This is a genomic window from Shewanella algae, from assembly GCF_009183365.2.
GTDB lineage: Bacteria > Pseudomonadota > Gammaproteobacteria > Enterobacterales > Shewanellaceae > Shewanella > Shewanella algae.
This window is the reverse complement of the sequence record NZ_CP068230.1, coordinates 3,031,918-3,046,339: the sequence shown is the minus strand read 5'-3', so window position 1 is coordinate 3,046,339 and position 14,422 is coordinate 3,031,918. Positions and strand designations below refer to the sequence as shown.

17 protein-coding genes are annotated in these 14,422 nt (G+C 53.5%); 13 read left to right on the top strand and 4 right to left on the bottom strand.

Annotation, left to right across the window (positions count from 1 at the left end):
• The first annotated feature begins 43 nt into the window (after positions 1-43).
• The 3 genes from E1N14_RS13670 to E1N14_RS13660 all read left to right on the top strand — a co-directional run bounded on the left by E1N14_RS13670 (position 44) and on the right by E1N14_RS13660 (position 2,401).
• Positions 44-883: a DUF6279 family lipoprotein gene (locus tag E1N14_RS13670; protein WP_025011201.1), complete on the top strand. Its 840-nt coding sequence runs from the start codon at positions 44-46 to the stop codon at positions 881-883.
• A 257-nt stretch (positions 884-1,140) separates the two neighbouring features.
• Positions 1,141-1,752, top strand: a complete 612-nt coding sequence (locus E1N14_RS13665) for an HvfX family Cu-binding RiPP maturation protein (RefSeq protein ID WP_025011202.1) — start codon at positions 1,141-1,143, stop codon at positions 1,750-1,752.
• 100 nt (positions 1,753-1,852) lie between these two features.
• Positions 1,853-2,401 carry an NAD(P)H nitroreductase gene (locus E1N14_RS13660; RefSeq protein ID WP_062793391.1) on the top strand — a complete coding sequence of 183 codons (549 nt, stop codon included), beginning with the start codon at positions 1,853-1,855 and terminating at the stop codon, positions 2,399-2,401.
• Positions 2,402-2,468: 67 nt separating this feature from the next.
• Here E1N14_RS13660 and E1N14_RS13655 read toward each other — a convergent pair whose 3' ends face one another.
• Both E1N14_RS13655 and E1N14_RS13650 read right to left on the bottom strand, forming a co-directional pair.
• Entirely contained in the window at positions 2,469-3,206 is a 738-nt protein-coding gene (locus tag E1N14_RS13655) for an oxygen-binding di-iron domain-containing protein (RefSeq protein WP_025011203.1), read from the bottom strand.
• A 12-nt stretch (positions 3,207-3,218) separates the two neighbouring features.
• Complete coding sequence (locus E1N14_RS13650; protein WP_025011204.1) at positions 3,219-3,827, bottom strand: hypothetical protein; 609 nt, start codon at positions 3,825-3,827, stop codon at positions 3,219-3,221.
• A 339-nt stretch (positions 3,828-4,166) separates the two neighbouring features.
• Here E1N14_RS13650 and E1N14_RS13645 point away from each other — a divergent pair, with 339 nt between their 5' ends.
• Positions 4,167-4,790: a 2OG-Fe(II) oxygenase gene (locus E1N14_RS13645; protein ID WP_025011205.1), complete on the top strand. Its 624-nt coding sequence runs from the start codon at positions 4,167-4,169 to the stop codon at positions 4,788-4,790.
• Between the two features lie 55 nt (positions 4,791-4,845).
• On the opposite strand, the gene E1N14_RS13640 is transcribed toward E1N14_RS13645, so the two are convergent.
• The gene (locus tag E1N14_RS13640; RefSeq protein WP_129585983.1) at positions 4,846-5,385 is read right to left on the bottom strand and encodes a hypothetical protein; all 540 of its coding nucleotides are present in this window, start codon (positions 5,383-5,385) and stop codon (positions 4,846-4,848) included.
• 477 nt (positions 5,386-5,862) lie between these two features.
• Between E1N14_RS13640 and E1N14_RS13635 the strand changes: the two genes are divergently transcribed.
• The 9 genes from E1N14_RS13635 (at position 5,863) to E1N14_RS13595 (ending at position 13,521) form a co-directional block, all read left to right on the top strand.
• The gene (locus E1N14_RS13635) at positions 5,863-6,477 is read left to right on the top strand and encodes a GNAT family N-acetyltransferase (RefSeq protein WP_025011207.1); all 615 of its coding nucleotides are present in this window, start codon (positions 5,863-5,865) and stop codon (positions 6,475-6,477) included.
• Positions 6,478-6,519: 42 nt separating this feature from the next.
• Positions 6,520-6,975 (top strand): GNAT family N-acetyltransferase, encoded by a 456-nt coding sequence (locus E1N14_RS13630; RefSeq protein ID WP_025887133.1) that lies wholly within the window; start codon positions 6,520-6,522, stop codon positions 6,973-6,975.
• A gap of 55 nt (positions 6,976-7,030) precedes the next feature.
• Complete coding sequence (locus E1N14_RS13625; RefSeq protein ID WP_025011208.1) at positions 7,031-7,435, top strand: hypothetical protein; 405 nt, start codon at positions 7,031-7,033, stop codon at positions 7,433-7,435.
• Positions 7,436-7,487: 52 nt separating this feature from the next.
• Positions 7,488-7,895: a hypothetical protein gene (locus E1N14_RS13620; protein ID WP_025887135.1), complete on the top strand. Its 408-nt coding sequence runs from the start codon at positions 7,488-7,490 to the stop codon at positions 7,893-7,895.
• A gap of 271 nt (positions 7,896-8,166) precedes the next feature.
• Positions 8,167-8,847: an ABC transporter ATP-binding protein gene (locus E1N14_RS13615; RefSeq protein WP_025011211.1), complete on the top strand. Its 681-nt coding sequence runs from the start codon at positions 8,167-8,169 to the stop codon at positions 8,845-8,847.
• 130 nt (positions 8,848-8,977) lie between these two features.
• Positions 8,978-9,910, top strand: coding sequence for an HlyD family secretion protein (locus E1N14_RS13610; protein WP_234520649.1), 933 nt, complete (start codon positions 8,978-8,980; stop codon positions 9,908-9,910).
• On the top strand, positions 9,897-11,060 hold the full coding sequence (locus E1N14_RS13605) for an efflux RND transporter periplasmic adaptor subunit (RefSeq protein WP_028780452.1): 1,164 nt from the start codon (positions 9,897-9,899) through the stop codon (positions 11,058-11,060). Before E1N14_RS13610 ends, E1N14_RS13605 begins: the two co-directional genes overlap by 14 nt.
• Positions 11,057-12,277, top strand: a complete 1,221-nt coding sequence (locus E1N14_RS13600; RefSeq protein ID WP_025011213.1) for an efflux RND transporter periplasmic adaptor subunit — start codon at positions 11,057-11,059, stop codon at positions 12,275-12,277. Before E1N14_RS13605 ends, E1N14_RS13600 begins: the two co-directional genes overlap by 4 nt.
• The gene (locus E1N14_RS13595) at positions 12,274-13,521 is read left to right on the top strand and encodes an ABC transporter permease (protein ID WP_025011214.1); all 1,248 of its coding nucleotides are present in this window, start codon (positions 12,274-12,276) and stop codon (positions 13,519-13,521) included. The genes E1N14_RS13600 and E1N14_RS13595 overlap by 4 nt, the downstream gene beginning before the upstream one ends.
• On the opposite strand, the gene E1N14_RS13590 is transcribed toward E1N14_RS13595, so the two are convergent.
• Positions 13,499-14,317, bottom strand: coding sequence for a substrate-binding periplasmic protein (locus tag E1N14_RS13590; RefSeq protein ID WP_025011215.1), 819 nt, complete (start codon positions 14,315-14,317; stop codon positions 13,499-13,501). The genes E1N14_RS13595 and E1N14_RS13590 overlap by 23 nt on opposite strands.
• Positions 14,318-14,422 lie beyond the last annotated feature (105 nt).

Here is a 14,422-nt window from a genome sequence, read left to right as displayed (position 1 = left end):
AGAAGCTGTCGCCTGGCCTTAGCCAACTTAAAGTATTTAATGGATGAAACGCATTGTTATTGCCCTGGCGCTGCTTATTGCGCTCAGTGCCTGCTCCACCAAGGTCAGCTATTATTTCCTCGATTGGGCCATAGAGTGGCAGCTGGAAGATTATGTCACTCTCGACCGGCAACAGGAGCAGGCGTTTGACGCCATTCTCGACCCTTTTCTCGTCTGGCATCGCAGCCAGGAGTTACCCAGATACAGTGCCCAGCTAAAAACGCTGCAAACCGAGCTTGCCGATGGTACTTTAACGCCACAGAGTTGGCGCCATCATGTGGATATGGCAAGAGATCACTGGTTTCGGCTGTTTGCCCAGGTGTTTGACGATCTTTTGCCCCTTATCGCTTCTTTGAGTGACAAGCAGGTCGCGCAGGTGATTGCCAAACTGGAGGCCGATGAGCAGGAGCTGGTGGATGAATACAAGGACAAGAACCAGGAACAACTGATTAAAGATGCGGATGAACGGCTGGAGGAGCTGTTTGCCGATTGGCTGGGGCGTTTGAGTGAGCAGCAAAAGGCCCTGATCCATGAGCACAACAGCCGCCGACTGGCGACCCTGGATATGTGGCTCGAGTATCGTCACGAGTGGCTCCGGCAGTTCAAACAAGCATTGCTGCAACGCAGTGATTCTGACTTGTTGGCGCAGCGCTTGCGGCTGCTGATGACATCGCCCGATGAGCTCAAGTCTGATGTGCACAAGCAGAAATTGGCGCAAAACACGGAAAACTTCGGCATGCTGTTGTTGCAACTGCACCAGAGCCTGAGTGCGCGCCAGCAAAAGCACTTCAAGCGTAAGCTGGGCAACTTGATTGACGATCTGGATGAGCTGAGTCAGGCATAGCCTTGAGTTGGCACAGCCCTGAGCTTATGAGGCAGACATAACCCTGAGCTTATGTGGTCGTAAAGCGGGTCTTTGGTCTGTAGAACGGGCATTGGACCATTTGCCCGCGAACCACGTCTTGCATCCAGGCCCTTAAGTGGACGCAGAGCAGACATGGGGCTTGTTCGCACCTTTCTAAACTAAAGACTGAAATAAAATCGCTTATTGCCGGGTCAACTGCAGCATGACAGGAATACTCCCCGAATAAGGAGGTTTTCATGCAAGCCATCATTCAAACCTATGCGGCATTTTTGAAATCACTGCGCCACTTCGATGCCCTGGCACCTTTGGCATTGCGGCTCTATCTGGCGCCGGTGCTGGTGCAGGCCGGTTACAATAAACTCAGCCACTTCAGCGACACAGCGGCCTGGTTCGGTAATCCGGACTGGGGGCTGGGCTTGCCCATGCCTGAAGTGATGGTGGCGCTGGCGGCCGGGACCGAATTTTTTGGTGGCTTGTTGCTTCTGCTCGGGTTGGCCACTCGGCTGGTAGCTATCCCCATGAGTATTACCATGTTGGTGGCGGCCTTCAGTGTGCACTGGTCCAACGGCTGGCTGGCGATTGCCGACCCCTCATCCTGGCTCGCAAACGACAGGGTGATGGCTTCGGTGGAGAAGCTTGAGCGGGCCAAGGGGATACTGCAGGAGCACGGCAATTACGACTGGCTTACCAGTTCGGGTAACCTGGTGATCCTCAACAACGGCATTGAGTTTGCGGCCACCTATTTCATTATGCTGTTGGTATTGCTGTTTATGGGCGGCGGCCGTTACACCAGTGTGGACTATTTTATTGGCCGTAAATGGCTGCCCAAAACCGCTAACCTCGGCTGATTGTTGCTTAAAACAAGTCGTCCGGCTTTTTTGCCTCTGGCGATCCGGGGCGGATTTGGTATCCTGTGAAGTCATTGATATCTCAGCTGAGGATCGCGCATTGGACGCACTTACTCTTCTTCTTACCCGTCAATCATGTCCACGACTGCAGGCTCCGGCGCCGAATGAGGCGCAACTGAAAATTATCCTGGATGCTGCGGCCAGAGTACCGGATCACGGTGGCCTGGCGCCCTGGGAGTTTATTATTGCTACCGGCGAAGGGCTCAATCGCCTGGCGGATATTTTTGTGGCGGCCGCAACAGCAGATGGTGCCGACGAGGGCTTTATCAACAAGGCTGCCGGTATGCCGCTCAGGGCGCCTATGGTGATCACTGTGGTTGCCAAGACCAAAGATCATCCCAAGGTCCCTGAGTTGGAGCAGCAATTGGCAGCCGGCTGCGCCGTGATGGCGATGCAGCAGGCCGCATTTGCCCAGGGGCTGGGCGGAATATGGCGCACTGGTACCTTTGCCTTTGACTCTACGGTCAATACGGCGTTGGGGCTCGATGGCAGCGATCAGATAGTGGGCTTTCTCTATCTGGGCACTCCTGTGGTTGAAGCGCCGCTCAAAGCCACCAAAGAGGGCAGCGCCTTTGCCCGCTATCTCTGATAGCTGCCGAACACTCAATGGCGGAAAACTTGCCATGGGCTAAGCTCATGGCATCAAGCTATTTTACTCAGTTGCCTACCGCAACCCCCACTTCCAGGCGCTCGAACCAGTCGAGAAACTCAGGTATCTGCTCGCCCCTGAATATCCGCCCGTGCTGCGGACATAAATAGTCCAGCTCCAGCTCTCTCACTCTGGCTATCCAGTCCTGCTTGGCGCGGTTGGAGGGCATCCATCTTTGATGGAAAAAGCGCATCTTCTCGGTGTGACGGCCAAAGTCATCGACAAATAGCCCGGCATCCGTGTCTTCCAGTGCCGCACCTATATCGCCCGACATTAGCACTTTGCCGACAGGGTCGTAGACATGAAAATTGCCGGAAGCGTGCAGATAATGGGCCGGGATAAACTGCACCTCTACGCCATCGAGCGTCAGCTTGCCGCCTTGATCTTTAATGGCCTGGTATTGGATATGCTCCATCCCGAAATGGCGGATGAAACCTTCCCAAATCCAGGGCGCGTGCAGCTGGGCCCGCTCCAGAGTCTGATCCCACAGCCCCAGGGAGGAGATGATATCGGGATCCTGATGGGATGCGAATAGATGGGTGAGCTGCTCTATGGGAATGTGGCAAACCACATTGGCCAGCATGGGGGCAAATAGCTCTATGCCACCTGGGTCCATCAGCAGAGCCTGCTCGGCAGTGACCAACATATATTGATTGGTGTCTATGATGCCGTCGGGTTTGTCCGGATCCCGGCCAAAATAGATCCATTTGTGGCTATGGGTTTCCAACAAGAGTTGGCTCTTCATCCCTGTACTCCCTTATTGTTCAAGTAATTGAATCGCCTTATCTACCTGAGTGCGGATCGCCCCGGCAGCAGCATCGACCCGGTTGGCAACATGGTTGAAAGTGGCCTGGTCGGCGGGCTTTATCCGGCAGGCTTCGATGCGGCACAGCGAGGCCAGCACTTTAGCGGTTTTCAGCTGCTGGCAGAGCTCTTCCAGTTGCAATTCAATATCCAGGCTCAGGCGTTTGCACTGCTGCTCAAGGGCCGTAAAGTGTTGGCTGTTCTTCTCCAGCGCCGGCATGATGCTGTCGCCATAACGGGCTTTACGGGCTTTCTCCCTGGCGCGGGCAAATTGCAGCATCGCCTTGCGGACTCGGGTCTGCTCGCTGGTTAGGCGGCTGATGGTCTGTGCCAGATGATTGATTCTTGCGGCTGAGTGGGTGGTGAAATGCGCCAGTTCGTCGATGGAGTGGGTCAGCGCCTTAAAGCCCAGCGCCATGCTGCCGGCACGAATCGATGCCGCCTGGGCATTGCTGGCGATGATATTAATCTCTTTGCAATGGCCCTGAGTCTTTTCCAGTTCGGCGGCTATGATGGCGGCACGAACATAGAACTGACGCGTTGGTTGACGTTCTGATCCCATAATTCACTGTTTTACAGTCATAATCCTGTTTGAGAGTATAGAAGATAATTAACTTCCCCACAGGCGCGAGCCGATTTTTCCCATCAATGGATTCAAGCTACAACTCAAGCGCTTGAATTTGCACCCTGTTTAGCTTGAAGAGCCTCTTTGAGAATAGATGGTTAGTGTTGTAACTATATGAATTGAAAGTTTTATTTTGATTGTCAGCCCAAATCGAATGCTCTAGTATCCGCTGCTATCAGAATCGGCCCCCGCTTTATTCAAGTGGGGGCTTTTTAGGTTGTGGCTTTGTCAATAAGCAGGCAATAACAGCCGCAGCATTTCAGAGAGGATACCCATTTGGTTTCGCTGTTAAACGATGAACTATTGGACAGGATTGCCGATGCACTTACGGACAAGGGATACATAGTGCTTGAGGATGTGCTGCCGGAGACGTTGAGTAGCGCATTGCTGGATAAGGTTAACCACTCGCCGGTAGAGAGTTTTCGCTGGGCTGAAATCGGCCGTGGCAATGAGCGTGTTCGCGAGCAGGAGATACGTTCAGACAGGATCCGCTGGTTGAATGAAGCACAACAACCGGATGCCGACTATTTGGAATACATGGCGTGCTTGCGTCATGGGCTTAACCGGCGCCTGTTTATGGGGCTATTCGATTATGAAAGCCATTACGCCTTTTATCGCCCTGGTACTTTTTACCGTAAACACCTGGATGCGCTGCGGGGCAGTCGCAACCGGATCTTGACCACGGTATTTTTCCTTAACCCCGACTGGCAACAGGGTGATGGTGGCGAGCTGATGCTCTATGAAGAGGACGACGCTCTGCTTGAGCAGATCCCGCCGAGAATGGGCACTCTGGTGATCTTCCTGAGCGAGCGTTTCCCCCATGAAGTACTGCCAACCCATAAAGATCGTGCCAGCATAGCCGGTTGGTTCCGGGTTGCCGGTAGTTATGAATTGTTGTAACTGGCACGATATTTGGCCGGGGTTAACCCGGCCAACGTTTTACTATTCTGAGCGCTTATATTGTTGGGGTTAATTCTGATGTATCAAACGGAATTGCTTGACATAAATTATGATGGCCGTTCATAAGGCCAGCGATAAACTTTTCCACAATACTAACATCAAAAAATACCGTATTTGACTCTTTCACCCTAAAAACCAAACGTTTATGTAATGGAATAAGCTCGAGTTTTTCCGGGCATATAGCTAGACGAGAAACAATAGGTGGTCGGTGGGGCTTTGGATTTTGAATAATTCTACTACGCTCAGTATCTATAACGTCAATGACATTCTTTATTGATACTATGTACCTTTCTGTAAGAAGTTCATTTTCAATGAGCAAACTTGCTGGATATATCTCCACACCATAAGGGTCAAATGACATTATTAGTTTAGCAACTTCTTTGGATACGAGCTTATCACCTTTTTCAACGATATCAGGAATCTCAGTACTATCTGATATCTCTAGATCCTCCCAAGTTATGGGTGAAATAGAAGAGCAAGGTATATATTCATTGGTGGCATAAAAGTAACTTCTCTCATCAACCTCTTTAAACATACAATCAGACTCGTCGAAGTCCTCGGATAGGGTCCCTAAATTAAAACATTTCTTACTCATCATTCTGCCTTCGACTGCAATTATTCAACTGTCATGACTCTATTACCGTCTCTCTATAGTGATTCAAGGGAAGCACGAATTCAACTTGGAAGTGCGACTCCGTCTATGTGATCAGAAGGTTCTTCAGGAGCACCACCTCAGGTTGCCTCAATTCAATCTATATAGGTAGCAGATGCGTGCTGCTCAACGGTTGATGCCTCAGTCCGTTCAACCATGCGCGTTGCACTTATTGACTGCAGCCCTGGCTGATATTCAGCGGGCCAAAAGGCCGGGTTTTCCCGTCAGATTGACAGAGTTCAGCTGGCTTGCTGCAGAAACCGTTTGTTAACATTTTCTCTGGTTTAATGATTTATTCATGTTAGTCTGGTAATCAAACAAGTGTTAAATCATCATCTTGCATTATTAGGGAGGCAAATCATGGGACTGGAAGCATGCTTGACCGGAGAACATGTGATCCTCGAACCTTTGAGTCAGGATCATCTGCCGGCGTTGTCGCTGGCGGTCGCCGATGGTGAGTTGTGGCGCTTGTGGTACACCAGCGTGCCGCATCCGGATGAGATGAAGGAGTATATCCAGCAGGCTTTGGATAGTGAGCAGCGCGGTGAAGCCTTGGCCTTTGCGGTACGTAGCCGAAGCAGCGGTGCAATTGTCGGTTGTACCCGCATTTGCAACTGGGATCAGGCCAACCGCCGGCTGGAGATAGGGTATACCTGGTATGCCAAGAGCGTGCAGCGCAGCGCCATCAATACCGAAACCAAGCTGTTGTTGCTGGAGTACGCCTTCGAGACCCTGGATGTGATGGCGGTGGAGTTCAGAACCCATTTTCACAACCAGGCTTCGCGGGAAGCCATCACCCGTCTGGGAGCCAAGCAAGATGGCATCTTACGCAATCACAGACTGCTCAAGGACGGCAGTGTCAGGGATACAGTGGTTTACTCCATCATTGACAGCGAATGGCCCGAGGTGAAACAAGGCCTCAAGGACAGGCTGGCATTTTACAGTGATCAGTACAATGCCGAACTCGCACAGTGAGTGAGCGCCACTTAGGACAATAGAATTGAAGGGAAATCATTCATGCTAAAGCAAGTTATTCGGGCACAGTCACAGGATGCCGAGATTATCTCACCGCTGTTTGATGAGTATCGCCGGTTTTATGGATATCCCAGCGAGCCCGAACTGGCGTTAAGCTTTATCAGCCAAAGGCTTAAGCGGGATGAATCCGTGATTTTTTATCTGCCGGATGAGCAAAACCAAGCCTTGGGGTTTGTGCAGCTCTATCCCGGCTTTTCTTCGCTGCAGGCGGCGCCGCTGCTTATCCTCAATGATATTTATGTCACTCAGCATGCCAGGTGTGTCGGCATAGGTCGTGCGCTGCTCGATGCCACGCTGAGTTACGCCAAAGCACAGGGCATTGATGAATTGATCCTCGAAACCCAGCGTAATAATGTCAGGGCTCAAGCGCTCTATGAGTCCATTGGTTTTGTCCGGGACAATGAATTTTTCCACTACAGTCTGACCCTAAAACCTTGAAATTCATCAGGCACTAAAGTAGCTTGCCTTCATTGATATCAAGAGGATCACCAAGATGCCCCATAAAACTGCTTTGTCTGTCTTTGCCGCCATCGGCTTGTTTTCCAGTGCCACAGCACTCGCCGGTTCTGCCGAGGAGGCCTTTAGCGCCGAGTTGCAGCAATGCGCCGCCTATTATCAGATAAGTTCTGAAGCCATAGCAGCAATGAATGCACCGCAGATGGCCGCCGTTGGAGATAGACTGAAACAATCTGCCAAGGATGCCGAGGCTTTGGCCGCCCAGTACAGTTCGGCACAGGATGCCGAGAAGGGCGTGGCTGCGGCCCGTGCCGAAATGCTGGAAACCATGGGTAACAGCAAGAGTTTGGGTGGTTTGATGAGCCAATACAAAGACAGCTGCAAAACCATCTTGGCCGAGCCGCAAAAGCGCCTTGACTACTGGATAATGGCCAACATGTGATGCAATAAAATGCAGCCGCAGCCTGTCTCTTTGTCCATGGGAGGGAGGCACTATGCTTTTGAGTCTGTTATTGGCTGCTTGTATCATCTTGTTCGCGCTGGTGATTGAGTTCTGGCCCAGGATCCGTTCCAAAGCCCGCGAACGCCGGCAAGGGGCAGCTTGGACGCAGGAAAACCATGGCCGTGTCAGCGGGCGTGAACAGCAAGACTGCTTTGCGGATCTCAGTTTTGCGCCCTTCTTGCTTACTGCTGCTCTGGCCTTGATAGCCTGCGCGTTTGAGCTGATGCCGGCAACTTATGTGTTTGGTTTAATACTCTTTATTGTTCTCAACCTACTTCTCTTGATGGTCTGGCATCTCTATGCCAGACTGCTTGGCGGGCAAAAAAGTGGCCAGAGCCTGTTGCCGCCGCTGCTTTACGGCCTCGCGGCCCTGTTTGCCTGGATAGGGGCTATGCCATAAGTCAGCCCATAAGTCAGGCCCTAAGCCCGATTCCAAGGCAAGAATTCATGAGCCCGGCCCGAATTACACCAAGAGGCGTTGCATCGGCCTCAAGCTGTTTGAGGCATCACAGCATTGGTTCTCGGGCGCTGAAATGTCAGCTTACAATTAGCTTGCGGCCCGGCGTTGGAATTTGGCATTAAATAGGGAACTTGCGCCTTTATCCAAGGTTCAAAGCTGCAGACAATAACAAGGAGTGGTTGAGCGCCGGTCGCAATACCCACCAAGAGCAATGATAAAGCTTCAACAACTTTGCAAAACCTATCAGATGGGCGACGCTTGTGTGCGTGCGCTTGATGAAGTCAGTTTCGACATTCAAGCCAATGAATTTGTGGCCATCATGGGGCCATCGGGTTCAGGCAAGTCGACGCTGATGAATATCATAGGCTGCCTGGATAAACCCAGCAGCGGCAGTTACCTGCTCAATGGCGAAGAGGTGGGACAACTGGATGATGATGCCTTGTCTGCGGTGCGTAACCGCCAGATAGGTTTCGTGTTCCAGAGTTTTCACCTCTTGCCGAGACTCACGGCGCTGCAAAATGTAATGCTGCCGTTGAGATACAGTCCAGAAGGGCAGGGCGATGAAACCCACGCTATAGAGTTACTGAGGCGTGTCGGGCTGGGAGAGCGACTGGATCACAGGCCCAACCAACTCTCGGGCGGTCAGCGTCAGCGGGTGGCGATAGCCCGCTCCCTGGTCAATCGCCCGGCCATTTTGCTGGCCGATGAGCCCACAGGGGCGCTGGACAGCAAGACTTCACTTGAGATCATGGCGCTGTTTACCGAGCTGCATGCCGCAGGGCAAACCATTATTCTGGTGACCCACGAAGAGGAAGTGGCCGCTTACGCCCAGCGGGTTATCCGCATGCGTGATGGTTGCCTGCAGAGTGACAGGAGGGCAGATGCGGCCTGATTCTCTTTTACTTTTGAGCCTGGCGGTCTCGGGCCTGACTTTTTCAAGCTTGGCTGTTTCAGAAATTGCTATACCGGCAACGGCTGCTGCCAGCTCGCCCTCTTCTTCATTCGGGGCGCCAGGGGGCAAGGTGACGGACGCCAAGTCGCAGCCCGCAGCGCAGCTGCTACTGACAGGTAAAGTCAGTTCCGCCAAGTCGCAGACTTTCAGCGTCCCCAAGGCCGGAGATGCCTGGCGCTATCAAATTCAGTGGATGTTACCCGAGGGCTCTTTGGTGTCCCCCGGGCAAGTGGTGGTGGTGTTTGACAAGAGTCAGGTAGCCAATCAGATAGAACAGTTGGAAGCCAGCATGCTCAGGGTATCGGCGCAGGAGCAGAGCCAGTCCATAGAGCTCAAGTCCAAGGTATTGCAAGCCAGATTTGAGCTGAAAAAGCAGTTACTGGAGCAGGAAAAGGCGCAACTGGTAGCGGCCGTGCCGGCGGATTTTATTGCTGCCAAGGAGTACGCCGACAATCAGTTCAAGCTGTTGCAGATAAACGCCGAGGTGACCAAGGCCAAGCAAGCACTGGCCGAAGCTCTGGATACCGAGAAGGCGACTCTGGCACAGCTGAAGATTGACAAGGAAAAGGCGGCGCTCGAGCTGGCCCAGGCCTTCAAGGACTTGGACAGCCTGGAGCTGAAAGCCGAAATCGCCGGCCCCTTGCTGCTTGGACGGGACCCTTGGAGCAACAAAAAATTCGAGGTGGGGGATACGGTGCAAGTGGGGCGACAAATTGCCACTGTGCCAGCCATGGAAGATCTGGAGGTGATCGCCTGGGTCAATGAGGTGGACGTGGATCGCCTGAAACCCGGGCAAGCCGTCACCATGAGTTTGGATGCGGAAATTGAGCGCGCCTTTCCCGGACAAATAGCCAGTATCGGTCGCCAGGCCATCAATTTACCTGCCTGGGGCCGCAGTAACTGGTTCGAAGTCGGGATCCGTTTCAAGGCGCCTGAGGATATCGCCATGATCCCCGGCATGAGTGTGCTGGTGGAAACCGGAGGCAAACATGAAGCGTTTTAGTTTGGCCTGGTTGGCACTGCTTGCGCTGAGCGCCTGCAGTGATGGGGTGAGCACTCAGGTGGTGCAGGGGCCCTTGAGTCAAAAAATAGAAGTCACCGGCGAGCTGGTGGCGGCCGATACCGTGTCTTTAATGCCGCCTGTGATGCGGCGCATCTGGCAATACCAGGTCAAGCAACTGGCGCCCGAAGGCAGCGAGGTGGAAAGCGGCGAGATGGTGGCTCAGTTGGATACCTCGGAACTGACCCAAAGGTTGTCGGTCAAATCGGCCGAGCTTGAGGCAACGGTGCAGGACTTGCAGACCTCCAAGCTGCGTAATGCCAAGAAGATGGAAGAGCTCAAGTTGCAACTGGCGGAGGCCAAAATGGAGTTGGACAAGGCCGAGCGTAAGTTTGCACTCTCTGATGACACAGTTGCGGCGCTGGATAAAGAAAAGTACCAACGTGACGCGGTGATTGCCCGTGACAAGGTGGCTCTGGTGCAGCAGCAACTGGTACTTGAGGCCGAGAGCGCCCGGCAACGGGAAGCCATGCTCGACGGAGACAGGCAGAAGTTCGCTGCCGAAGTGGCGGCGCTGAAAAAGGGGATCGCCTCGATGACATTGGTGGCGCCCCGTGCCGGTATGGTGGTTTATGGCAACGATCCTCAGGGCAACAAGCTCAAGGAGGGCCAATCTGTGTTTGCCGGTGATGTGGTGTTGTCTATCCCGGATCTCGACAGCATGCAGGTCAATATGGCGATCCCTGAAGTAGAAGCCCGCAGAGTTAAACTGGGCCAGCAACTCAAGATCCGTCTGGATGCCAATCCTGATAAAGTATTTACAGGAAAAATCAAAGAGTTGGGCGCGGTTTTTCGTAACAAAAGCCAGGAGGTTCCTCTGGTGGTGTTCGATGCGGTTGCCAGCATAGACGAGCCGGATACCGAGCTGATGCGTCCGGGAATGACCGCCAAGATCAGCATAGAAATTGCCGATGACAGCCAGCGTACTCTGGTGGCTCAGGATGCGGTGCATTACGAGGCCGGTCATCCTTATGTGCTGCTGGACGGGCTCTTGGGGGCTCGCAAACAGTCGGTGCGGGTTGGTGCCATGGGTGGCGATCAGGTTGAAATACTCTCCGGTTTGCAGGTGGGCGATGAGGTATTGCTGCCATGAAGAATCATTCGCTAATCGCTTGTGCCTTGATAACGCAGGCCTTAATAGCTTTGGCCTTGAGTGGCTGCCAACCAAGCGGCAACGATGGCGTGCTCACCATGACAGTCAGCCGCGGCGAGTTTCAGGTCAATATCCCCGCCAGCGGTGAGCTGGAAGCGGCGCAGTCCACTCCCGTTGTGGTGCCCACGGGGTTACGTGGGCCTCAGTCCCTGGCCTGGATCCAGAACAACTTTACCCAGGTTAAGGCCGGGGATGTGGTGGCCAGGCTCGATGATACCCGTGAGTCGTTTCGCTTGCAGATGGAAGCCTTCGACTTTGAGCGCCTGGCTCAGGATGCACAGATCCAGACAGAGAAAGATCTCACCTTGAGCCAGAGTTTGACTCTGGGAAGCAAGGTTACAGGTAATGAGCGGGAGTTGGCCGAGCGCTTTTTCAGTGAAGATGAGCGGGTCTACACCAAAATCGACATCATAGATCAGATGCGCAACAAGGAATATCTGGATGCCAAGCTGGATTATTTTCAGTGGGGCGGCACTCAGCACCAGGCGCAGGCCGATGCCGAGCAGGCGCTTATCAAGCTGAAACAGAAAGGCCATCAGGCCAAGATGGACAGGTATCAGGGCAATCTATCACAGATGGAGATCATCGCGCCGCACGATGGGCTGTTTGTCTATCAGGCTGGCTGGGATGGCGCCTTTCCTGTGGTGGGTGACATGATCTGGTCCGGATTCCCCATAGGTATATTGCCGGATACTTCCGTGATGCAGGCAAGGGTCTATGTGCTTGAATCGGAAGCTGTGGGGCTCGCCATCGGCAAGCAGGCCACCGTGACTCTGGATGCCTATCCTGAGAGGCCTTTTAGCGGCACAGTGACCCAGGTCGATGCGCTGGCCAAGCCCAAAGACAGAGATAGCCCGGTAAACTATTTCCAGTTCACCATCAGCCTGGATCAAACTTTGCCGGCCATTATGCAGCCGGGAAGACAAGTGAACGCCAAGGTACAGGTGCTGGATCTCAATGATGTATTGACTGTACCCAATCAAGCCCTGTTTCAAAAAGATGGGCGCTACTGGGTGTTTCTTAAGCAGGGCGGCGGGTTTGTGCGCCGGGATGTGACTCCGGGGCACAGGTCCCTTAACCGCACCGAAATTACCGCCGGGCTAAATCCCGGTGATGTAATAGCCCTGACAACCCCACCCAAGAGGAGTCAGCTATGAGTCCGGTGATAGGGCTATGGCAAGGATTTGCCCAGGCGTTCGATGAGATGCGCCACCATAAGCTGCGTACCGCCTTGACGTTGCTGGGGATGATATTCGGTGTCGGCGCCGTTATAGCCATGCTCAGCGTCGGTGAGGGTGCCGAGCGTGAAGCTTTGAAGATGATTGAATCCATGGGGGTTCGCAATCTGGTGGTCAACAGCCGCAGCAATGACGGCGAGGCGCTGAAATCGATTCGTGAACACAGTGTCGGCCTGAGCCTGCGTGATATCGACAGTGCCAGAGACACCTTGCCTTTTATCCAGGATTGGGGCGCCGCCAAGGAAGTAAAGGCCTTCAGCCTGTTTTCCGCCGAAGGGCGCAGCGATGCCAGTGTGATGGGAGTGACTCCCAGCTATTTTGGGCTGACATCGCTCAAGCTCAGTGAAGGGCAGATTTTTACCGAGCAGGATCAAGTTTACTTTCGCCAGGTCGCCGTGTTGGGGCCAGAGGCGGCCCGCAGCCTGTTTCCCAAGGGCGATGCCCTTGGCAAGAACATCAAGATTAACCATCAATGGTTTACCGTGGTGGGTATCTTGGCCGATGCCAATCGCGGTAAGTCCAAAATCCAGGGCGTCAAGCTTGGGGGCGAGCGCAATCAGGTGTTTATTCCACTGTCGAGCGCCCTGAAAAAGATGCAGTTCAAGGCGCTTGAAGATGAGCTGGACATGATCAAGCTGTCGCTCAGGGAAGAGGTTGAGCCTTCGCTGGCGGCCAAGAGCCTGAATCATCTGTTGCAGCGCCGTCATGGCGGTGAGAAGGACTATGACATAGTGGTGCCGGCCGACCTTCTGGCCCAACATCAGAAGACCCAACAGATCTTCAATATCGTCATGGCCTGTGTCGCCGGGATCTCGCTTCTGGTGGGCGGAATTGGCATTATGAACATTATGCTGGCCACCATTTTGGAGCGCACCGCCGAGATAGGTTTGCTGCGGGCGCTGGGAGCCAGGCGCAAGGATATCGCCCGGCAGTTTTTGATTGAAAGTATCGCCATTTCGGCTACCGGCGGTCTGTTTGGCATAGTCGTAGGGCTGGGACTGGCGCTGCTTATATCAACTGCGGCCGGTTGGCCTGTGGCTTGGTCTCCCTTTGCGATACTGCTGGCGCTCGGGGTTTGTATGAGTATTGGGGTCGGCTTTGGCCTCTATCCGGCGCAGAAGGCGGCCAAACTGGATCCCATTATTGCCTTGCAACGGGACTGACAGAGGGTTCTTTCGCCTCTGTCAGCGGCTTTGGCGCCATGGACGGCGCTCGCAAGGGCAGGCTGAACTGACGTGACAACTTTTGCAGCACGCCTTCGGCTCGTAACGCTTCCAGAGTGGCTATCAGTTTGGTCTCTTTGATGGCGGCATCGTCCGCGAGCAGAATATGGTGGTCATAATGCTGCACCCTGAGGTCGGATATCATCAATTGCCGGCGTTTATTGGGATACTTGGCCAGGTAGCGCTCCAGCATGGAACGGGTCAGGGGGGCGATATCTGCCCGCCCTTTGAGGATCCCCTGCAATACCTCATGATTACTGCTGACATAACGCACTCTTTTAGGTGGGCCTCCGAGCTCCTGCCAGAGTCCGGGGTAATGATAACCTTCCACCAGTAACATCTGTTTGTTGTTCAATTGGTTAAAAAACTGCTCGTCGCGATTTTTCTCTGCCTTGGCGATATAGATCTCACTGTCTTCAAATGGCAGTGGGATGAAGTGTGGCTGTGGGTTGAGTTTGCTCCAGCCCCACTGTGGGTTTTCAAACAACATCATCTGGAAACGGCCACGACTGAAGGCGGCGTATCTGTTGTGTATGCTGGTGGGAACAAACAGAAATCGATATTCGGGGTGTCTGGCGGCAATCGCATCGAGCAGCATGATACTCAAGCCCGAGGGTGGATGCTGATTGTGCAGCCGGATATAGGGCGGAAAATCATAACCGCCCACCAGGATAAGGGGCCTTGAGTCGCGAGACTCGGGCGTCTCAGTGGCGGCCTGCACTTGCGTGGGCAGCAACAGACAAGCCTGAAATAGGCAAGCCAACAGCCACTGCCAAACAGGGGCTCTTCTTGATATCTTCCCGGTATGGAAACGTCTGACACACAAACCCTACCTCCAACT